The organism is Sphingobacterium cellulitidis (assembly GCF_043187465.1).
Classification (GTDB): domain Bacteria; phylum Bacteroidota; class Bacteroidia; order Sphingobacteriales; family Sphingobacteriaceae; genus Sphingobacterium; species Sphingobacterium cellulitidis.
The window spans coordinates 976,980-1,000,434 of record NZ_CP171136.1 but is presented as its reverse complement, the minus strand read 5'-3'; the positions used below and the strand labels follow the sequence as shown (position 1 = coordinate 1,000,434).

Annotated in this window: 16 protein-coding genes; all 16 read right to left on the bottom strand. The window is 37.6% G+C overall.

Annotation, left to right across the window (positions count from 1 at the left end):
• Positions 1–116 precede the first annotated feature (116 nt).
• Positions 117–1,439, bottom strand: coding sequence for a DUF4302 domain-containing protein (locus ACF3OC_RS04345; RefSeq protein ID WP_392470979.1), 1,323 nt, complete (start codon positions 1,437–1,439; stop codon positions 117–119).
• Positions 1,440–1,448: 9 nt separating this feature from the next.
• Positions 1,449–2,831 carry a substrate import-associated zinc metallohydrolase lipoprotein gene (locus tag ACF3OC_RS04340; protein WP_094280813.1) on the bottom strand — a complete coding sequence of 461 codons (1,383 nt, stop codon included), beginning with the start codon at positions 2,829–2,831 and terminating at the stop codon, positions 1,449–1,451.
• A gap of 5 nt (positions 2,832–2,836) precedes the next feature.
• Positions 2,837–4,309: a RagB/SusD family nutrient uptake outer membrane protein gene (locus ACF3OC_RS04335; RefSeq protein WP_392470977.1), complete on the bottom strand. Its 1,473-nt coding sequence runs from the start codon at positions 4,307–4,309 to the stop codon at positions 2,837–2,839.
• Positions 4,310–4,320: 11 nt separating this feature from the next.
• Entirely contained in the window at positions 4,321–7,962 is a 3,642-nt protein-coding gene (locus ACF3OC_RS04330; RefSeq protein ID WP_179221469.1) for a SusC/RagA family TonB-linked outer membrane protein, read from the bottom strand.
• 198 nt (positions 7,963–8,160) lie between these two features.
• Positions 8,161–9,297 (bottom strand): FecR family protein, encoded by a 1,137-nt coding sequence (locus ACF3OC_RS04325; protein WP_094280810.1) that lies wholly within the window; start codon positions 9,295–9,297, stop codon positions 8,161–8,163.
• Between the two features lie 57 nt (positions 9,298–9,354).
• Complete coding sequence (locus ACF3OC_RS04320; RefSeq protein WP_094280809.1) at positions 9,355–9,888, bottom strand: RNA polymerase sigma-70 factor; 534 nt, start codon at positions 9,886–9,888, stop codon at positions 9,355–9,357.
• Between the two features lie 447 nt (positions 9,889–10,335).
• A complete protein-coding gene (locus ACF3OC_RS04315) occupies positions 10,336–11,700 on the bottom strand; it encodes a sulfatase-like hydrolase/transferase (RefSeq protein ID WP_094280808.1) in 1,365 nt (454 codons plus the stop codon).
• A 23-nt stretch (positions 11,701–11,723) separates the two neighbouring features.
• Positions 11,724–12,305: a Crp/Fnr family transcriptional regulator gene (locus ACF3OC_RS04310; RefSeq protein ID WP_094280807.1), complete on the bottom strand. Its 582-nt coding sequence runs from the start codon at positions 12,303–12,305 to the stop codon at positions 11,724–11,726.
• Positions 12,306–13,334, bottom strand: a complete 1,029-nt coding sequence (locus tag ACF3OC_RS04305; protein ID WP_094280806.1) for an aldehyde reductase — start codon at positions 13,332–13,334, stop codon at positions 12,306–12,308. It abuts the gene before it with no gap.
• Positions 13,335–13,462: 128 nt separating this feature from the next.
• On the bottom strand, positions 13,463–15,232 hold the full coding sequence (locus ACF3OC_RS04300) for a RagB/SusD family nutrient uptake outer membrane protein (protein ID WP_094280805.1): 1,770 nt from the start codon (positions 15,230–15,232) through the stop codon (positions 13,463–13,465).
• A 12-nt stretch (positions 15,233–15,244) separates the two neighbouring features.
• Positions 15,245–18,496, bottom strand: a complete 3,252-nt coding sequence (locus ACF3OC_RS04295; RefSeq protein ID WP_094280804.1) for a TonB-dependent receptor — start codon at positions 18,494–18,496, stop codon at positions 15,245–15,247.
• Between the two features lie 446 nt (positions 18,497–18,942).
• Positions 18,943–19,356, bottom strand: a complete 414-nt coding sequence (locus tag ACF3OC_RS04290; protein WP_094255181.1) for a cytochrome C — start codon at positions 19,354–19,356, stop codon at positions 18,943–18,945.
• A complete protein-coding gene (locus ACF3OC_RS04285; RefSeq protein WP_094280803.1) occupies positions 19,340–19,618 on the bottom strand; it encodes a hypothetical protein in 279 nt (92 codons plus the stop codon). The genes ACF3OC_RS04290 and ACF3OC_RS04285 overlap by 17 nt, the downstream gene beginning before the upstream one ends.
• 1 nt (position 19,619) lies before the next feature.
• On the bottom strand, positions 19,620–20,618 hold the full coding sequence (locus tag ACF3OC_RS04280; protein ID WP_094280802.1) for a cbb3-type cytochrome c oxidase subunit II: 999 nt from the start codon (positions 20,616–20,618) through the stop codon (positions 19,620–19,622).
• Between the two features lie 11 nt (positions 20,619–20,629).
• Complete coding sequence (locus tag ACF3OC_RS04275) at positions 20,630–22,765, bottom strand: cbb3-type cytochrome c oxidase subunit I (protein ID WP_094280801.1); 2,136 nt, start codon at positions 22,763–22,765, stop codon at positions 20,630–20,632.
• A gap of 257 nt (positions 22,766–23,022) precedes the next feature.
• Positions 23,023–23,349 carry a bleomycin resistance protein gene (locus ACF3OC_RS04270; protein WP_392470970.1) on the bottom strand — a complete coding sequence of 109 codons (327 nt, stop codon included), beginning with the start codon at positions 23,347–23,349 and terminating at the stop codon, positions 23,023–23,025.
• Positions 23,350–23,455 lie beyond the last annotated feature (106 nt).

The window sequence follows — 23,455 nt, the reverse complement described above, 5'->3', positions numbered from 1 at the left end:
AAATTAGCCAAGTGCAAAATAAATAAACTAATAATCAACAGCACCTTAAATACAAAAAAGGAGCCGTCTATAAAGACGGCTCCAAACCAATTTACCCTATAATAGATTAGATCTACTTATAATAACATAAAGGTCATTACAACACCTGGTTTTTCTACTCCAGTAATTCTACCGTAAGAAACGCCAGATTCTTCGTAATAATCCAATTTAAAACTACTTTCTAATAGGAATTTCTCCATCTGATCCATAATTGCTGACACATAACCTCCAGTAGCATTAGAACGCTTACTGAATTTGAAGGTTTGCGAAGCTTCATCAAAGACATAACTGAAACCAATAGTCGTGTTCCATCCTGATGCTCCTCCATTTTGACTACTAAATCCTATTAAGTTTACCCGTTGATTGAAACTATCCCATGTAAAATAGAGCTCACCATAATTGAATGGGAATCCTGTTCCATTTAATAATCCATCATGGTAACGTTTTAAAATCGTCAAACCATCAGCTGATGTACCAGGGAAATAAGTCTTATACGGGGAAAACAAATACTTGAACTTAATACCTATCGCTTTGTTCAATGGAATAACAGCTTCCGTATGGTTCTTAATCTCATATTTCTTGCCGTTACTATCGTGAATAAACAAGCGATTGCCTTCCCAAACTGCTTTCTTGAAAATTACCCCAAACATACTCACACTGTCCGTGGTAAAATCCATACCTGTCAGATTGAAAGTAAAGAGACTTTTCTCCCCACGAACCAGTTTTTCTTTAGTCATCGTTGAAAATGCCGTGTTTTTATCGCCCGGATATAAATCCACAGCAACCATATTATTTACGCCAGCGGAGTCAATTGAAATATAGGAATAGGGATTATCTATGAAAAACTGCTTGGTCTTATCCATTGAAGTTTTTAACCCTTTATTCATATAACCATCACTCTCCGCCTTGCTAGCTTTCACTAAAACCAACGATTGATCATACTTTTTCCCACTCATGTAAATACTGTCCCCGGATTGTTTGAGATATTCAAACTCAATATCACTCTTATACCCATTTGGCGAGACACCTCCGAATTGTGAAGATGGCTCTTGAAGCATGGTGATGTAATTGAAGGTATCAAACAATAATGAAGCATTCATAGTCCACAAAACCCGATAAGTAGATTGGGAGGGAACAGTCGCTGTTTGATCAGAAAAATCACTGACCATCGTACATAACTTGTCATCCTCAAACTTAAAATAGAAAGAATATGAGCTCGGAAGACCTACCATTAAATTTGCCTTCCAACCGTTCTCCGATGATTTCAATAAGGTCCGAAGCTCGGTTAAACGTTCATTCATCCTTTCCTCAGGCTTCTCCCCAAAGGTTAAATCAACATGCTCCTTTCTACAGCCCGTAAAGAGTATAAAAAGAAAGGCTATATATAAAAATCTTTTCATGATTATTTCTTATTTAAGTGTAACTGGTCCATAAAAATAACTCGACGGATTGTCCTTCACATAGAATCCAGCAAACTTCATAAGGTTCCCTGAACCAACAATTGTCGGTGATACCCAATTCGTAGTGAAAGTATTGTTCTGAATGTATCTCAACAAAGGAACATAGCCATCGAAAACAAACCGTCCATTATTATATTGAGTTTGATCTATCCCTTTATCTACAAACTTGAAATTAATGGTCCCGTCAGGATTTTGAATCATCTGGAAATCATAAAATGCCGTATAACTAGTGGATCCATCTCGTTCTGAGAAGATGGCCTGTACTTGCATTTCTGTTTGTGAAACAAAGGAAACAGTAAATGCACCTGGCTTAAATCCACGATTATTATACATTGGAGCTAATGTAGCTCTAACCTCTTCCCAAACCTTCGAAAACGCCTCTGATTTTCCATACATCGCAGTAGCACTTCCATCCATATCAACCACCAAGTTTTGGATATTGTTGGATTTCAAATAGGTCAAGAACATCATCGACTGATCATTATACCTGGTCGCTAACGTTTGTTGGAATTCATATTGCAATTTCTTGAAATCAATATTCAGATATTTCATGAAGTAATCTTCAACAAGGCTCTGTTTAAGCTTTAACTTAGCTTTCCCATCAGCAGTTGAACCGGCGGCATAGATATCATACCAAACCTGACCCTTTACTAATAGATGCGCTACGGTTTCAGCAAAATCCTCCGGAAAACTACTCCTAGAATATCTGGAAACAAATCCTAATGCTTTTGCTTCCGCATCGGTATTCGCAGCTGCCAACCAATCCGCTACGTAGTCCGTCGTAACGGTACGGAATGCTTCCTGAATCGGAACAATCTGATTCAAAATATGCGTGAACTCGTGGTGAATTGTTTGCAAACGGCGACTAATATCCGATGGACTATTCGCATTGATATTATTCACATCATATAAAACCACGCGACGTCCTCCATCTGCTGTTCCTAGGGTCACTGAACCGTTGGAGTTGTAGGCATGTGAACCAAACAACACAAACTGTTTCGGGGTATAGGTTTTAATAAAAGTTGGTCCAGCTACTCGCTCGTAAACCTTAATAAATCCCTCTAATACCATATCAACGGCCGGTTGAACTTGAGTGATAACAGGCGGTGAAATATTCTTATTTATATCAGAATGACTGCGGTCAAATCTATAAATGACCTCCACATTATATGGCTTGGTTAAATTTTCACTGATATAATCGTCAATAGGTAATTTCTCAAAATCATCATAATTGTATGAGTCCATATCCACATCAAGGACTTCATTTTTATCGCAAGACGTACTGCTTACCAATAAGGATAAGGCCAGTAAACTAAAGATTATTTTTTTCATAACGGTTATCTTGGATTTTGTTCAATACCTGCCAATTTACCTTCCACCGGAATTTGGAATACCCGGCGCAAATCTTCTGGCTTTAATTCTCTAATCGTCTCCGTATCTTTCGCATCTAGATCAATATGCTTCACTGTGAGATCATGTCTGATAATATCCATCCAACGAATTCCTTCACTCATAAATGCAGCACGTTTTATTCTTAAGATTGCCTCTAATAATGCCTTCTTAGGATCAGAAATTCCGTATGATCTCAGCGCCTTATCAACTGTTAAATTGTGAACTGAACTGTTATAATTCCTTACACGAACACTTATAAATTGGTTAATATCGATGAGACCTTTAACAAAATCTCCTTTTTGTACATAAGCCTCGGCTCTATTGATCAAAGCTTCATCCGATGTAAACAATGGTTGCATGATATATGGAAAACCAATACCTGCCTGTGCATTTGTTAAATAGAAATACTCATTGTACATATACACCGTATAATCCTGACCTGAGTTATAACTGATACCTCTGGAATATAAGGTAGTACCTTCAAATACCGGAGTGGAAAACATCTCATTGTACAAGGTCTGGCTATAACCGTAGCGTTGGAATGTAGCATCACGTTGGTACACCGAATAGGTTTCTCTCAATAACAAGTTATATTCTTTATCCGCTTTGGTATACTCAATTAATTGTTGAGCCAAACTGTACGCTTGAATAGTAGTTGTGATGGGTCTTAATTTCCCTGAAAAGTCTCCGTTTGGAAATATTTGATTTGCTGCTTGAATGGCTTTGTCATATTCTCCAATAAATAAATAGAAGCGTGCTGCAAATGCATAGGCCGCTGCTGGAGTAAAGTGATATTTAGGAACTTTCCACTGTCCGCCAGCTAATAAAGCTAAGCCTTCTTCTAAATCTTGACGAATCTTATCATAAGTTTCCTTCACTGTACCTCTGGTATACATTGGTAAAGCTTCTTTCTCTGGCTCTGACACATAAGGTATCCCGGCTGTTGAGTTATCTCCGCCAATATTATAGGGTTGTGCAAAGAAAATAGCCAACATAAAATGTCCATAAGCTCTGGCAATCAATGCCTCCCCTTTATAAGGATTGACTTCTGGACCAAAGTTGTTCGTGCGAATCGCTTCTAAGGCATGGTTTGCCGCAGAAATCCCCTCATACACACCATTCCAATATTGAGTAGGTGCATTATTATCATCACCTGCAACGTCTACCCAGTTGTAATAGGAAACATAAGGTTCATCAAGACTGCCAATTCCAACTCCCTTATCATGGATGTTATCAGAATAGGATTCTGCCATCGCTAAATAATTATAGGATGGATAGGCCGAGCCTACCAACTGAGCAACCTTATCTACATCGTCAATTTGTGTCCTCATATCCGGACTTTGGTCCAAATATTTATTGCAAGAACTCGTGAATAACATCCCTGCAAAAACAAATAGTATATATCTATTAATTTTCATTTCTCTTATTTTTAAAAACCAACCTTCAATGAAAATGTATATTGCCTTGGAACTGGCATAGCTACACCACCATTATTAAAGAACTCAGGATCTGCTCCATTTAATTTCTTATCTGAATAAAGCAAGGCAATATTGTTTCCTACCAACGCTACTTGCGCCGATCTCATCTTCAACCTGGAAAGGAAGCTTTGTGGAAGGATATAAGATATTTGAACTTGTTTTAATCGGATAAAATCTCCCTTGGCAACACGCTGATCTGAGTAATTATAGGTATTGTAGTTATATCGAGCATCAACTGTATTTCCATTTGGTCTCAAGATGTTATAACCAAGACTAAAGCCATCCAAAAGGGATGGAATATTGGTTTTTTCTTCATCACCAGGCATAATCCATCTGTTTACCATGTCTTTACTTACAGATACCATATCATCATATGCATATTCATAGGTTGGCTGTAACCTGATGTAGTTACCTGTAGCAAATGTGAATAATGCTGTTAAACCAAAGTTCTTGTATCTGAAGTTATTGTAGAAACCTCCTGTTAAGATTGGGTCTACTGGACCATGATATTTTAGGTAATCGATGTCCTCACTTTGTAAGTATAGATAGGTGTCTTTTGTTCCTTCTGTACCAATATAAGTTGGATAACCATAGTTAGGATCCAAACCATCAAAAGCTACCGAGAATAATCCTCTCTGCGCATGGCCTTCAACCGCAGCTCCTTCAGCACGAATCAAAGTCCAGATATTTTGATTCACCTCTAACTTGGTAACCTCATTCTTGTTGTAACCAAAATTAAGCTGGGTTCTCCAGTTAAAGCCATCTGCATTCTGAACTGGATTTCCTGCTACAGTCAACTCGAAACCTGAAGATTTCATATCTGCGTAATTGGCTTGTTTTCTACCTTGACCTCCAATTCCTGAAGTACGAATAGTTCCAATCAAATCGAAAATATTACGATTATACCAATCTGCTGTTAAATCAATTTTATTGAACAATTGCATATCAGCACCGATGTTCAATTCGTACAATTTCTCCCAAGTCAAGTTGCTGTTTTCAAGACTGGAAAGATTAGTAATCGCCTCTTTTTCAGATTCATATGGACGGTAAGCAATTTGGTTATAATAAATTGCTGTTGAGTTTCTTGCATTTCCAAGACTGGCAACCAAACCATATGTACCACGAATTCCAATCGCTGACACGATTCCATTGTCTTGATTAAAGAATTCTTCTTGGTCAATATTCCATTTACCAGACACGTTCCATGTAGGTAACCAACGTGCAACACGGGATTCACCTAATTTATTGGAACCATCTAAACGAGTTGTGACGTTAACACTATATTTGTCCTTGTAAGCATAGGCTGCTCTAAACATCCCAGCAACAAAACGGTCATACTCATATCCCATTCCAAAATATGGATCCCCAGCTTCAATCATCTTTTTGAAGTATCTATAATTTGGATTTACTAATCCGCCATTCTTGTATTGATAGCCAATCCCTTCATAGTCGGAATTCTGTCTATCCGTATAACGCACCTCAAATGAACCGAATAAATTTAATCGGTGGTCCATGTTATAGGTGTCATCATACTCTAAATTTGAACGGAAGTAATAATTCTTTAAGTTATTCAAAGAAGTATTGTAGAAACCTCCTTCAGGTAAAATAACTTGTGGTAAGGAGTTTGGTAAATCTGGATCAGAATATAAGAAATCATTACCATCCATAATGGTTGCATCTCCTGCCGCCCTAAAAGTCTGCGCCATATTCGAATTTTCTAGAATATAGTGTTGTCTTTCTGTTCTCGCATAACGATAAGCTCCATCTACGGATGCTGTCAATTCAGGAAGGATTTTATAACGAAGTCCACCCTGAACCTTTAAGTCCATATTTCCTAATTTCAAATAGTTTTGATCAAGCTCGTTTAGAATATTAAATGGAGCATAGTTTCTTGTAAAATATTCTAAATTTCCATTCTCATCATAAGGAGTCAACAAACGGCTGGTATTCAAGGCATAAGAATATGGATTGATATCGAAATCTCTGGAATATTTTCCATACACTGGATCGGACTCCCTAGTTAATGTACCTGGAGCTCTTTGATCACGAATGGATCCATTGATTAACAACTCTGCCGAGAATTTCTCACTAAATCTCAGGTTATTTCTAATGTTGGCCGTATAACGTTTTACATTATCCCCTAAAGTCTGACCAGAATCATGGATAAAACTGGTAGAAACATACGTTTGTGATTTGGCAGATCCCGATGTAATACTAACAGAATGGTCTTGTAATAGGGATTGCTTAAATAATACATCAAACCAATCTGTATTTGCTTTGGTATATCTTTCTAAATATCCCAATTTAGCTTCACGTGTATTTTCTAAACCAAATGTTCCATTCGATTCATCGTAGATATACATTTGGTTGTACATCTTGGAAAAAATTCCTCCGTTTTTACTTCTTGATGCTGCACTGTGGTTAAAGAAACCTTTATTGTCAAGCTCTAACAAAATGGACATCTGCTCAGCAGAGTTCATGATATCGAATTGACTATATTCCGGTTTCAAATAAGTAGTAAAGTTACCTGTGTAATTTACTTGTGCTACCCCATCGGTATTTCTACCTTTTTTGGTGGTTACAACGATTACACCATTCATCGCACGTGCACCATACATCGCAGTAGCTGCAGCATCCTTTAAGATGGTGAATGATTCAATATCATCTGGGTTTAAGCCTGCAACGGATGAACCAATCAAGGTATTCGCATCACCAGTAGAAAGCGCTTCGTTGGAAATATTTACCAAGTCTTCCAAAATGATTCCATCCACAACCCACAAGGGTTTATTTTCACCGGATAGGGAAGTTGCACCACGCACACGAATTTTAGGAGCAGCCCCGAATGTACCAGATACGTTCTGTACTGATACCCCTGCAACCTGTCCTTCCAACATTCTGGAAATATCAGGAACCCCGTTACGTTCTGCATCTAAGGCATTTACTTTAGCCGTAGCACCTGTAAATAATTTACGATCTAGATTTTGGTAACCTGTAGAAACTACATTCACCTGCTCTAAAGTATTACTTACTGCCGTTAAGGTAATATTGATGTTTTGTCTGTTGTCTACTGGGATCTCACGAGATTGGTATCCAATATACCGAACAACCAAGGTCGCATTCGATGCGGCCTGAATACTGAATTCACCGTTCGAATTCGTCGTCGTTCCTGAGGAAGAACCTTTCACTAAAACCGAAGCTCCGGAAAGAACCTGCCCTTGGTCCGAACGAATAACCCCTGTCACTGTATTTTGTTCCATGTTTGTATTAGATTCCACAGAAGTTACATTTGCGGAATTGACAACAGGAGAACTGATCGTAATGGTTTGACCAATTATTTGAAAATTGAATTTATTATCCTTCAATAATAATAAAACTGCTTCCTTCACAGGAGAATTTTCAATGTTTAGGTTTACCCTTCGAGCATGCTTTACAAGGTTGTCATTATAAAGAAATTTAAACTCAGTCTGTTTAGAAATTTCCTTAAAGGCATCCTCCAACTTTGCATTTTTCAATGCAAGCGTAACTTTTTGAGCTTTACCACTAGCATATGCACAAGTCAGCCCAATTAGCATCAACGCTGTCGTAATTTTCATAATTCGGAAAATTCTTGGAAAAAGGGAATAAGATTGCATACCTCGCCTTTTGCCAAATGTTAAGTTATTCATACATTTGATTGTTGAGTTAATGTTAATAATTAGTAATTCGCGTTAGCTTAATAGTCTTGAACAGGGATGCTGCTACATCTCTGTTCTCTTTTTTTCATAATTTTTTAGTAGTAATCTATTTCATAGTTATTTATTTAGGATAAGTAATTTGTTTCCTTGAATTCTAAAATCGAGGCTACTGACATACTCCAACATATTGAGTACCTCAGATAATTTCGCATCTCTTTTAATTTCTCCTGTATAGGTTTGTGTTAATGAAACTTCTTTTGAGAAAGAAATTTCCAAATCGTACCAATTCTGTAATTGCTTCGCAATATTGACAATATTGTCCCCCTTGAATTGAAAAATATTGTTCTTCCAGGCCAAATCCTTCTCGACATTTGCTTCCCCTACATCCACTTTGGATTCTGAAATAATGGCTTGTTCCCCAGGGATGAGCTCAACTGTCTTCTTGCCATTGCTTACTTGGACCTTTCCTTCGGCCAAGGTTGTTTTACAAAAAGCTGAGTAACTGTTTACATTGAAGTGTGTTCCAAGAACCTTGATTTCTGCGCCTTCACTTTCTACGTAAAAGGGTCTTTCCGCATCCTTGGCAACTTCAAAATAAACCTCCCCTTTCACCTTCACCCTTCTCTCATGCGCACTGAATACCGATGGAAAGCGAAGTTGAGAATTTGCATTAATCCAGACTTTGGTACCATCCGATAATGTCAAATTGAAAAATCTTGCCGAAGGAACAACCAGTGTATTCTCCATGGAAGGTTGATCTTCCTTGCCTAACAAGGACTCTCCTTTTTCGCTGGAAATATCCCCATTCTTTTGAACCACAACATTGCCTTCAACCTGAACCTGCTCACCTTCTTCATTAAATAAATAGGCGCCATTTCCTGCTGGCAATACGTCGTTCTGATGTTTAACACTTTCGATCTGCGTAAAACGATTATCCGCAGCTTCAGGTTTATTCAAGAAAAACACATAACCAAGTCCAATTGCGAATAAGATAGCAGCAGCATAGGGGAGAAACCCAAATCTGCGACCCTTATTCTTTGCTTGAAAACTTTGAAATGCAGCTTCCTCGTCGAATTTTTCGAAAATAGATAGGTCAACACCTGATTTCGCTTTCTCCAATAAATCATTCGCTAATTCCTGATTCTTCGGATTAGAGGCTAACCAAGTATTCAACACTTCTTCTTCTTCCTTTGTAAGAAAAGAATGATGTTTTTTGATTAATAATTTAGAAATATAAAATGATTGGTCTTTCATAATTTAAGTACAAGAAACCTAAATCACGAAAAGGGGTGACAAGTATTTAATATTTTTTTAACAAAAAAATAATGTCGCAAAAACAACCATCAATTCTGGGTTCAGATTCTGCCTGATAACTTTCAGGGCGCGTTGTTTTTGGGTTTTGATGGTGTTGACAGAAATGGATAATTCATCCGCAATTTGTTGATTAGACAAACCTTCAACATAGCTTAAATTAAATATTTGCTGACAACTTGCAGGTAAGGCCGAAACTATTTTATAAAGTTCAGCAAAAAATTCACTGGTAATCAATTGATGTTCATAATCGATGGTATCAATTTCATTATTTCCCAAGCGATTAAAATATTTTTGAATGACTTTATTCTTACGCTGAATATTGTACACAGCATTTCGCACCGAACTATACAGAAAGGCCTTGATGGAATCTTCTTCAATGGACACCCTACTTCTATTGTTCCAATAGGCAGTAAAAGCATCTTGAACCAAATCCTCCGCTAAATCTGAATCATTCACCATTTCCCATGCAAAAAAGCACAGGGGTTTATAGTATTTCTGAAAAAATGCTCTGTCTAGATTTCCGTCCTTCATAATTTATAAATCCATTGGTCCTGGATCATCAATAATTGTAATAAAAATCAATTTGCTAAAAAAAGAAAAGAAAAACAAACCATTCCTGTAAATAAAATTAACATTAACAATATTTTTCTTGATTTTTCAACCTCTAAAGTGAATAAACCTCGATTTAAAGCTAAAAATGATGATATTTTTGAAATATTAAATTTTCCATAGAAGTAACTAAATCTAAGATATTCCTTTCAAACTTAATTCGAATTCAATATTAGTTCAGAGCTTCTTCTGACTTCTGTCGGAGCTTGTCCGCAAAAATTCGAAGGAGATCCGAAGAAGGTCCGGCGAAGCTGCGGAAAAAGTCCGGTAGAACGTGCCATTTGAACTGTTGAAAAACCGTCCAAATCTCGAATATTCATTTAGCACCAAACCGAGATAGCAATCCGATTATTTTTTAGTTTTTTGAAATTATTTTACTGTGAATTCAGGTAGATTTGACCACCATTTGGTTAATATCTTCGCATATTTTTTGGCGAGCTTCTTCCTTTCACTTGCAAGGTTATGCTGTTCATGAGGATCTGAACTTAAATCGTACAATTCCATTTCTGATTGATCTTCATTCATGAAGAATTTCCAATTTTGGTCTCGTAAGGCTAAGGCAGGACTTCGATTGATTTTTTTCGGGAAACTGAAAACCGTGGAATCATTTCTTCCATATTCCCAGATTAATGGTTCCTTTCTTTTGATGGGAGATCCAAAAAATGCCTGACTTACATCTTGGCCATCCAAGACCTTGGTTTCAGCTATTGGGGCATCTGCAATTTTTGCCAAGGTCGGCAGCAGGTCCAACGCTGAAATAATGGTTTGTTGATCTTCTTGATTTGCCTTGATCTTTGCTGGCCAACGAATCAACATGGGCATGCGAAGGCCTCCTTCATATAAGGATAATTTACTTCCACGCAATCCTGCAGAGCGGTCTTGTCGAAAATTTGGCAAGGGTCCATTATCACTAATAAAAATAACAATGGTATTTTGATCAATGCCCAAGTCCTTTAATCCGGTCATTAATCTCCCGATCTGCTTATCATATTCTTTGAGAACATGTTTAAAACTACGCTCCTCCTGTGGTTTCCAATTGAATTTTCCTTGTTCATCATCGGCAGCAATCCAGGGGGTATGAACATCATCGGTCCATACATTAATAAAGCAGGGTTTATCTTTATTTTCTTTCAGGAAATTAAGGGTTTTATCCACAAAATACTTGGTCCTATTCCAGCGTTTGATACTGTCTTGGTCAGACCAGATCCAATTACTGGCGGTTATTGCGGGATCAGGATCCGGACTTTCATAAGTTCCAGACCAAGCATCAAAACCATATTGATCAAAGTTTGGAGCATTCGTAACATCCCTACCACCACCTAAATGCCATTTCCCAAAATGCGCTGTCTTGTATCCTTGATTTTTCAAAACCTTAGCCATCGTCTGAACACTAGGATCCAAGAAATCAACCTGTTGTTTTTTTCGATTATCTTCGCGGGTATTTAGAAAGGTGGTGAAATGTAGTTTTGCGGGACGCTGTCCCGTTAACAATCCAGCTCTCGACGGGGAACAGATTGGCGAGGCACTATAATAATTGCTAAACTTGATTCCTTCTTTTCCAAGTTGATCCAAATACGGGGTTTCATACTTATTGTAATACGTCGACAGGTCGCCTATCCCCAAATCATCTGCGAGGATAATGATAATGTGGGGTGGTTTATCAGTTTGAGCCTGACTTTGGAAAAAAGACAGGGTCAATAGAAATACAAAACTGGATTTAAGAAAAGAACACATAATTTTTGGGGTTAAGAATTTAATCAATTTCGATCCTGACTGATTTCTCTTCGAATTCTACTTAAGGATTGTGCCGTTATTTTTAGGTAGGATGCGATATATTGTTGAGGAACTTGAAGTGCTAAGTTAGGATATCGACGTACAAATTCTAGATATTTTGTCTTTGAACTTCCAAAATTTAGAAAGTCATTATCCTTGATTTTATTCAATAAGGTAGCCTCCGTAATGCTTTTTAGAAAAATGAAGAAATTAGGAATTTTTTCACAGAGCTTTTCAACTTGTAACTTATGGATAGTATAAAGTTGGGTATCAACTACAGCTTGAAATGCTTCACTTGAAGATGTTGCTGAGTAATAGCTTTCAAGATCAACAAAGAACTGATTCTCTTTAAAGAAATATTTTGTGATTTCATTTCCATACTGATCAGGTTTAAAAATTCTCACAATTCCAGACTCAATAAAAGCGATTTCATGTGCAATTTGACCTATTTCCAAGAAATATTCGGAGGTCCGCAGGGATTTACTTTTAAAGTGTGCAGCAATCTCATCAACGTCTTGATCCGACAAGATTGCCCCAAACTTCAATATGGATTTTAGTTTTTGCATTTACTTAACGATTCCAAGATTAATAACACTGTTTGCACATGCTAGGATAGATTCTTCCATGGAATAAGGATTCCATTTCAAGATCCGATTGGCTTTACTGGCATCCACCTTTCGTTTCAAACCTAAATCTAATAAAACGGGTTTTAATGCAGGTTCAAAAATAGAGATTAACCGAGCCATAAAATTCGGCAATTCCTTACTACTGATTTTACGATCAGGGAATTGAGTTTTTAATATTAAGGCTAGGTCCTTCATAGTCAGATGTCCAGCGGAAGCCATAAAACGGTGGCCAGCAGCTTGTTTCAATTCTATAGAATGCACCAACAATTGAGCCACAGATCGTACATCTACGATTTCAAAGCCAATTTTTGGCATTGCAGGCATACTTCCAGACAGAATTTTGATTACGATATTTGCTGAAGTTCCGAAATCATGCTCTAAAACTGGACCTAACATCGCTCCAGGAAGAATGCTCACCAATTCCATTCCCGTCCCTTCCTCTTCAATAAACTTCCATGCCGCCTTTTCTGCAATAGTCTTGCTTCTGAAATAAGGCATGGTATCCTGGCTATTCTTTTCATCCGTCCAATCTTTTTCAGTAAAAACCTGATTCAAATCCGCCTTATTCTTTCCATAAACTACCGTTGAAATGGAGGAAACCAAGACCACACGTTTTACTCCATTTCGATTTGCTGCTTTTAGTATGTTTAGGGTTCCGTCATGCGCAGGAATGATTAATTCATTTTCGTCCTTGGGGAGTTCCCTTGGAAATGGAGAAGCCGCATGGATGACGTAATCCATACCTTTGCAAGCCTCCAACCATACTTCTTTTTGGAGGAGATCTGCCTGAATAAAACTCAATCGATCACTATGATCTGTATATTTTGCAATAAGTTGTCGGATGGAGTCGGCTCTTTTCATATCCCTCAAAGACCCTTTGACCCTATAACCTCTATTCAATAATTCGATTGCCGTATGAGTTCCAAGAAACCCTGTTACTCCAGTTAATAATACCTGAGAATTTTCCATGATAATAATTTTTGTTTTAAACAAAGTACCTGAACATGCAGAGGTTCTCAATTACCAAATGGTAAAAAATGAAATTTAAAGAAGAAGGACTGCCTTGTGAGCAGTCCTTCTTAAATATTCAAATAATTTTATTCAATGGTTGGGTTGAATGTTCCACCCCAATCTTTATTCTGTAGAACTTTTGGATTTCTATCAATGATAGATTGTTGAATTGGAAAGAAATAATAAGTATCAGGCACTTCACTTACCTTCACCCCATTTTTAGGAACTTGAAGGATACTGTATTTAAAGTTAGCCTCCTTCAACTGATAGGTTTTTGCAAGGGTACTCGCTTGTTTAATATCCATTTCAGAACCATCGGCATTAATCGCTATGGCTTCAACGCCGTATTTAGTTCCCTTATCAAGTGTTTTTAATTTATTGCTTCTTCTCAAATCCCAAAAGCGATGACCTTCGAAACAAAGTTCAATATTTCTTTCAGCCAAAATTGCTTCGCGCATTTGGTCACGGTTAGAAGCTGTGACACCATATTTACCATCAGTTCCAGGTTCGATACCAGCACGTTTCCTCAATTGGTTCAGCATATCCTGTGCAGTAGCTAAGTCGCCAGTTTCATTTGCTGTTTCCGCATAGTTTAGCATAACCTCTGCTAGTCGCATCAACACAAAATCTACATCGTATTGAGTTTCCACCTCCGTTTGCTTTAAGGAAAGCTTACTATTCTTCAGAATAAAGAAACCACTATATCGATCTTGATTGGTCGAGTTTATACCTGCAGCGGGATTAACTCCAAAGTTATCCAATGCATCTGCAATCCCTAAAGAGGTATACTGACGTTTACCGGCTTTACCTGAAACTTCATAAATCTTACCATTCCAAACAATTGATTTATCAAATCTAGGATCTCTATTCATCCAATAGGATTGCAAGAAATCAGTATCAGATTTAAAATATTTTCCTGTTGGATCTGAATAGATTTTCCCATCTTTCATTGGAAATTCTTTTACAAAATCCCAAGTTGGTACGGCACCAGCAGGTCCACGGCTTTCATAACCTGGTCTTACTCCATAATCCCAGTTCGCGACTTTATTAGGATAGGTATTTATCACTGCAAAGACCACCTCAGGTCCTTTCTCTTGTAAGGTAATATTCGCATAATCAGGAGTCAAGGAATAACTATTTTTTATCAATTGCTCATATGCAGTTTTATTTGCTGCATGAGCTTCTTTCCAATAGCCGTTATTAAAAGGATTTGAAGGATTAAATTGAGGAGAAGCTTTATATAATAAAACTTTTGCTTTAAAAGCTGCTGCAAAGTTTCCATCAATCCTACCATAATTCGAGGAGGATTTTTCTATAGTCTGCGGCAATAATTTGATGGCTTCATCCAAATCTTTTACCAATAAATCAAATGTTTCCTTGGTTGAATTCCTTGGGGTATTCAAATCATCGGTTTTTGCATCCTGAGGAATAGTAATATAGGGTATACCACCATATAATCTCAACATATCAAAATATACGTATGCCCTTAAGAAATAAGCTTCCCCTAGGGTTTTGTTTTTAACATCTTCAGTAATGCTCGTACTCTCTTGTACTTTTTGAATAGCCGTATTGATTTTTCGGATATTGGTATAGTTCCACGTTTTAAAAGGTCCTGCAGTTGGAGTGATGGTATTCAACTGCATTGGAATTCCAACGAGTTGTTCACTATATGCATCAGCGCTGGTATTCCAGTTTCCAAAGACTGTATACAAATTCGCCATATAGGCATTGATTAAATTTGGATCTTTCCACACCTTCTCCTCATCTAATGATTGAAGGTCCTCTATATCCAACACATTTTTACAGGAAGTAAAGATGGCGGATAGTCCAATTGCTACTAATAATATCTTTTTCATGATTAATTCCGGTTAAAATTTAATGTCCAAGCCAAAGGTGAACGTCTTCATTAATGGGTAGGAGTCATAATTCAATTGCTCAGGGTCATGAAACTCCGTCATAGGTGAGAATACAAATAGGTTAGTACCATTGAAGAATACATTGATACTATTCATTTTTATTTTCTCTGTGAAACTTGTTGGCAATTGATAGGCAACATTCAGGTCTTTCAATCTGAAAAATGCACCACTTCGCATCCAGAAGGATGAAGGATTAGTTCCTGATTCCGCCCAATTATAACCGACCGGTCTAGGGTATTTGGCATTTGGATTTTCAGTAGTCCAAACATCATCAGCCCAAATAGGATAGTACGGTCTAAAGGTACCTCCATGCTGACGCATACCCCCACCTTCTTGGTTAGAAATCATCCGATCATAATTGAAAACACCTTGGAATAATGCATTCACTGAAATTCCTTTCCAAGAAGCATTTAACCCCAATCCATAATCCCATCGTGGCGAGTTATTGGTAGATAGCAAGGTGACATCATTTTCATCAATTTTCCCATCGGGGGTATCAGAATATCCTTGTCCGCGAATATCATCATACAGAATCATTCCTAAATACGGATCTCTTCCATAAGTTTTAAATCCTTTGGCTAATAGGTCATCCAATTCTTGTTGGGTTCTCACGATACCTAAGGAATTCAATCCATAAATCACATTATTAGGTCTTCCGATTCTGGATCTGAAATGTTCCAGACCACCGTCAGCATAGGCTGCAGGTTCGTCAAAAATATCCCATTGATCCACCGCATAACCTAAATTCCCCGAGATTCCATATCCAACTTCCCCGATTCTATCATTCCAGTTGATCGAAATTTCACCTCCTTTATAACTTCTAGCAGCATAATTTTCAGGCGCAAGAGCACGTCCATAGGTATCTGGTAATAAAACTGTTCTTGGACCTAAAATATTTGATTCAGAACGTTTAAATACTTCAATTGAACCATTTAACTTATTATTGATAAAACCATAATCTAGACCAAGGTTATAACTTTCGGACTTTGTCCAAGTGATTGCGCGATTAGGTGTAGAACCATAAGCTAGACCATTATAATAACGATCACCAAAGATAAATCCGGTTGTCGTTGTATATTTCTCAACAAATGAGAATGGGTTAATAGGATTACCATTTACATCGAGGTAATTACCTGTTGCACCATAGGCGAAACGAAGTTTCAAATCAGAGATTTTGTCCTTGATATTGGCAAAAAATTCTTCTTCAGAGATTCTCCAAGCTGCAGAAACCGATGGGAAGAAACCAAATCTTTTTTGTTCAGGGAACAAAGCCGCACCATCATAACGGAAGGAGGCTTCAAGAAGATATTTACTTCCATAGGCATAATTAAAGCGGCCGATTACAGATTGTCTAGCATCAATTCCTTCTAATCCATTTGTTGACCTAAAGTTTCGGTCGGTTGGATACACATGCATTTGGTCCAAAGGAGTAATAGGACTTTGCGCCATGGAATTGATATTGGTATATCCTTTTTCTCCTTGTTCAAATACCAAGGTTGCTCCAACATCATGCTTTCCAAAGGTTTGCATATAATTCAAGAAGAAGTTCATTTGATATTCCCATTTCCGCTGCGTATAATAATCCATAAACGGATTCTGCTGGCTAAATGTGAAAATATTGATTCGATCTTCAGAAGGAGGAGCCGGAATAAATGGATTTCCGTCAGGATTCAAGGAAGTGAAAGTGTAGTTCTTTTGGAAACTCATATATCTTTTTCTGAGGTAATCCTCAGCGATATAACTACCTACAAATTTGGTCGATAGACCAGGGATCAATTTATCCAACTTTAGGTTAAGAGACAATATAGGATTGATCTGTCGAACTTTTCGGTCAATATATCGGTCTCCGATTACCTGATCAATGACATTCCATGCTTGCCAGCTTCCCATTGGAGTTTGTACAGGGAATTCAGTTGGCGTATCACTTGGCGTACCATCTTGCGTCAGATAGAATGGATACATTTTTGGCCAGTTGAAAGTTACCCTATAGAAATCGGAAACATCAAAATCATCATCATTTGATGAGGTACTGAAAGGCCAATAGAAGCGATTAGAATTTTGCTGATTAGCAGAGATATTCATATCAATACTAAAGGCATCGGTAATATTCGCGGAGACATTTGATCTCAAATTAAACTTTTGATGATCGATGGATTTATAGGAGCCATTTTCATTTCTGAAGCTCAAAAGGTTATAATAAGTAATTTTTTCACTACCACCGGAGACTGAAATAGACTGGCGATGACTTACAGGGTTTCTCCAGATGACATCGTTTACACTATAGCTTTTATCCTTGAAATAATTGAATTCTTCATCACCATTAGGGATTGGGAGACCTTGAAATTCTGCTACTCTATTTTGATAAATCAATTCATCGGTGGCTGTGGTTAGATCTGCCAAAGGGGTCATTGTAGGGTTTCCAATAGCGACATTGGATTGGAAATTAAATTCAGGTTTTTTTACGGTTCCTTTTTTTGTTGTGACAATCACAACCCCATTACCTGCACGAGTTCCATAAACTGCAGCCGCACCTGCATCTTTTAAGAATGACATTTGTTCAACCTCATTAGCTTCTAAGGCGTCAAATGCAGCTTTATCTCGCACTATCCCATCAATAACGAATAAAGGTTCGGCAAAACTTCCCCTGAATCTAATTTTTGATGTTGCACCAGCAAGGCCTGAAGTACCCGTTACTTTAACTCCGGGAGCACGACCAGCAATGGCGTTTGAAAGATTAGATGGAGAAACATTCTTCAAGGCATCGCCATTTACCGTTGATATAGCGGAAGTAATATTAGCCCGTTTTTGAGTACCATATCCGATCACAACAACCTCATCAATATTGGCATTATCAGGGAGTAGCGTGATGGAAAGGGTTTGGGTTCCTGAGACAGTAATATCTTGGCTCAAATAACCTAAATTTCGAATACTAATAATATCTCCATTATTAGCGGTAATTGAAAATTCACCTTTTGCATCAGAACTAGTGGCCTTCGTAGTCCCTTTAACAAGGACAGTAGCCCCTACGATTGGATTTCCAGCCTCGTCTTTTATCGATCCGGAAACTGTTTGTTGTCGATGCCCAACAACAATATTGGCAATATCCTTTTTATGAGCAAATACATCCGGTGAACTTAATAATAAGCACACGGTCAGTATCGAAAAGGATTTTGCCCCAAAAAAAGTTCGATTTTTTTGAGTCATAATAGTAATAATTGAAATTGAAAGATTGCCTAAATAGGCATTAATTAAGGTTTATTTGTTTGTTTTTTTTAGGTGTTCGGAGGTAAGTTAGTTTTAATTCATCTTTATCATTTTAGGTTAGAATTTAATTTGATTAAGATGAAAATAAAGCATAGAAATTTATTTGCAAAATCATTTTTTGGGGAATTCAAGATAATATTAGATTATTACCTACAAATATAATTATCTAATAAAAAAGCGTTTTAAATTTCAGGCTAATTAAAATTTAAACATTTATTAAGCAAAATTAAGCTAACTAAATTTACAATTGTAACAACCTAAATTGCTTAAATGTGAAAAAAGGGGTAAAAAAATAACCTTCTAAGATTCGGAATTGAGTTGAAATCAAACAGAGCAACAATCAACCCATTCCGAACTAGAAGGTTTATAGAAAAATAGATAAATTATTATCCTCCACTTGGTAGGTGAAGGAACATAAAAACATAATACATGGCCCAGCCTATAAATACGATCATAATAATCCAGACCCACCAAGGAATTCCTTGTGGGGTTTCACTACCGTCAATGAGAAAAGTTTCTGAATTACCTTTTCCATAGGCATTGATCATAATTGGCACCCGATCGTCAAGCACCGCATTTTCTCTGATTCCTGTGATTTCAATTGCAGGACCGTTGCGAACTTCAAAAGGAATTATTCGAATTCCTTCCTTACCTTCGGGGTCTTTACTGACAATTCTTAACTGATGCTTCCCATCGGCTAATTTATGGGTATCCAGTTCAAAGTTGACAGGACTATAAGTTTCTGCAATTGGGATATTTTCATCATCGATAAAAATGAATATTTTACTTTTCTGGCTCATAGTTTTCAGGATTTAAGATACCTCTTTTAATATGGTCTGCTTGGTTTTCACCAGGTTTGATCAACATTTTTATAAAAAGGATCAATGCAATAACCGAGATGAGGAATATAGCGAGGACCAATACATATTCTAGATCGCTTTTTGGCATTGTCCCATGCACCCAGCCGCGAAATATCTTAGGTTGATTTCGTTCACAAACAGGACATGCCATCAAGAAAGAATAGATAGAGCAAAACAATAGGGTTAATTGAAATTTCTTCATGTTAGTTGGATTGAGTTTTTACGAAATCAACAATTTGTTTAATATCTTCTGGTTTAATTTTCTTGCCATTATTTCCCCAGCTTGTTCTTTCATAATTAATAATTGCGGCGACTTCTTTTTCAGTAAATCCTGCGGTTACACCTACTGGGGCCATAACACCATATTCAGGTCTACTATCGTAGCCATTCATGATGATATCCACATACAATTCGAGGTCATCGCCGGTTACTACGGGACTACCTTTCAAAGGTGGAAAAGCTCCCGGTAGCCCATTGCCATCGGCTTGATGACAGGCTTGACAATGAGCTACATAAAGTGCCTCTCCGTCTAATTCATCATTAGCTGCACCCGAATTGGAGTCGGCAGGAGCTTTCCTCTTATATAGAAATTCTGGAACATCAGCTTCCAGTTTAACTTGTTTCAGAGATTGTAAATAGGCAATTAGTTGCAAGGCTTCTTTGCTGGCAATAACTTTATGACCATTACTAGGTGCAAATTCTTCAGGAATATTTACCACTACATCATTTTTTCCTGGAATGGATTTCGATGCAAACAGGAAAGGGTAAGCCGGCATAATGGATTCCTTTACGACAATTCTAGGGTTGTAAAGATGGACAAGGTTCCATTCTTTACTTGGTTGGCGATTACCTACATCTGCTAAATCAGGCCCTGTTCTTTCAGTTCCCATTAAGGTCGCAGTGTTTCTCCACAGGTCCATTCGTTCGTTTCGGGCATAATCTGCCGCTACACTCGGACGTTGACCGAATACCTTATCCATATCCACATTTCTGACTTGTTGGGTATGACAGGCCACACATCCATTGGCAATAAAAAGAGACTTACCAGCCATGGCATCTTCGGAAAGTGGTTCAGAGTCCGGCAATGGGGCATTAATCAGCTGGTTATTCAATGCTGGAAGAATGGCCACGAAGACGGTCAGCAGCACGAAGAACAAGGTTGCTGTTATAAATAGTTTTTTATGATCGTCAAAAAAATTCATGATCGATAGTTTTATTTTTGAACTCTAAGAGTTGACTGGTTTTCAAATTGGGCTGTTATTTCCTCCGCGATGTCTATTTCTTTGACAGGGACCATCATCTTATATAAGTTATATGCAAATATGAGGTGGGAAAGCCACATCAAACTACCTCCTATTGCTCTCCATAACCAATAAGGCGCCATAAACACGACTCCATCAATAAATGGTTTACCTTCCAGCCACATAATACCTTTCAAGGTAGATCCATACATCAATGGAACGGTATACATGAGCATACCAATAAATGCGAACCAGAAGTGTGCACCAATGCTAATCTGTGGGGCTTCTTTACCAGTAAAGCGGGGTACAATCGTATATATTGATGCCCAGAGGAAGAAGCTAATAATGCCATACATGGTCAGGTGTGAGTGGGCAACGGTAAAGTCGGTGAAGTGCCAGATCAGGTTAGTTTCGCGGAAGGCTTCTGCTGTTCCTTGCATTGATCCGGTGAAGTAAAAGATAATACCGACCAAGAAAAATGGAAGGATATAACTATCTCCTAGTTTGTACCAGGAACCCTTGAAAGTCATCAGGAAGTTGGTGGTACCCGCAATAACGGGGATTGCCATTCCTGCACTTCCGACGATTGCGACAGTTTGCAACCACCAAGGAATCGAACTAAAGACAAAATGGTGACTACCGATAAGGGTATAAAAAAGAATCTGGGTCCAGAAAGCCAGGATACCTAAGCTATAGGAATAGATAGGCCTATTCAATTGCTGGGGCAAAAAATAATATACCAGGCCTAAGCAGAAAAGCATAAACCACATTCCTACCCCTTGGTGCATAAAATATCCTTGGATAATTGTTTCACCAAGACCCTTTTGCCAGAAAGGTAAGTAGGCTGCCAAACTGATGACAATCGTAAAGATTACCGCTGATACGATATACCAATTTGAGATATAGATTTCTTTTGTCGTTCTATTTGCAATGGTTTTATAATAATTGATTAGTGTTAATACCAATGCAATTCCGAACAGCAGCATAATAGGCCATATATATTCCCTATACTCGCCACCACTATTGTTAATTCCGGCCATCAAGGCGATCGTGCCCAGAGTCACACACAAATTTATTAGGAACAGGCTGTACCAGCCTAATTTCATGCTAAAGAGTTTTGTATTACTCACCCTTGGTACTACATAGTATCCCAAGCCGATCATAGCTAAGGATGCCCAGCCCCAAAATACGGCGTTGGTATGTACAGGTCTTAGTCGGCCGAAGCTCAACCAACTCAAGTCTTCCATATCAGGAGCTACGAATTTAAAGCCAAGATATTCACCAATGGTAGTTCCGAATACCAACCAAAAGGTGGCGGAAATCAGATAGCAATTCACCATTTTCGATAACTTGACATCAAAATTTGTCCGAAGGGTAGCTTTTTTCTTTTTGGAAACGATTGGAATACCTTCCACTTCATTTAGGGTGAGTAGACCTTTTGGATCTTCCGCGGGATCTTTTCCAGCGAGGAGGTTTTCCTCCAGTTGATAATCGGCAGCTTCCTGAAAAGCGGTCAATTCTTTTTGAACCTCAGCTAAAGGCCTTTTTTCCAATTCCTGCACGATTAGATTTGCTTCCTCTTTTTGGGCCTGAATATTTAAATGGGTTAGTTTTCTATTGATTCTAACAAACAACAAAACTAGAATGAAAATAGTCGGTATCAAGAGTAAAACCAACGTAATAATCACACCCGCTTTAGACCAAACGGATTCACTGATACCATCAATGGAAACGGTTTGAGCAAAGGACTCGAGCGGAAATAAAGAGCAGCCAAAAAGGAAAAAGGCCAGTAACCAAGATTTAATTTCTTGTTTACTCTTGTGTTTAAGGATCCGAGCAATTTGGTTTGAGTTCATTTTCCGTAAAGCATTCTTGAAGGGATTTTGGGAGAAATTTGATTTCTCTTTTAATAGATAAGTACTGATTTGTTTAATACGATCAATCAAAAGCAGAACCACGATCAATATGGACAGGAAAATCAATAAGAGAAATCCTAACCAAAACTCAATCGGACTGATTTTGGAGTGAAAGAAAATGGATTGGAGGAGTAAACCATGTGCTGAATCCGCAGCGGAATGGAATAAATTAAAAGTTAAAATTGAACTCATGTTAATTTGTTATGACCTTAGCATTCACATCAAATCATCATTTTTGTCCAAATTGAATATGAGGATTTCCCGATAGAACTCAATCAATTTGATGACTTGATTGGACAAAGTTAAAACAAGAATTAATAAAAGACAAATTTATCTTTTATTAATTAAAAGGAAACATAAGGTAAAAAATATGTTAAGCTCCTGACAAGTGTTTAAGGTGTCTTATCAGGAGCTAAGGAAGTTCAATTGAAATAAGCGAATGAGAAGAATTAGACGGCTTGTCCAAAAGTTATCAGGTTACTATCAGGGTCGAGGATTGCAAATTCCTTTTGACCCCAAGGTTTGACAGCAAGGCTTCCATTGGGATGAATATTAACCCCTTTTTCAATTAATTCCTGATACAATTGGTCAATATTGTCTACACGAATATAAACTTGTCCATAATTTTCTTCAGGAACAAGATCTAAGAAAATGAAAAAATGGAGTTCCACATTATCTTTTTTCAAGATCATATAACTTTCAAAGTTTGCGAATCCAATTTCCTGGAAACCTAACTGATTCAAATAATATTCTTTCGTCACTGTCTTGACGCGCATGGGCAATTTAGGGCAAGCTATTGTTAACATAGTTCAAATTTTTAAAGTTAAAATATGGATAAAATCCTAGAGTTTGAATAGAAAGAGTCATCCTCCCACTCATTTC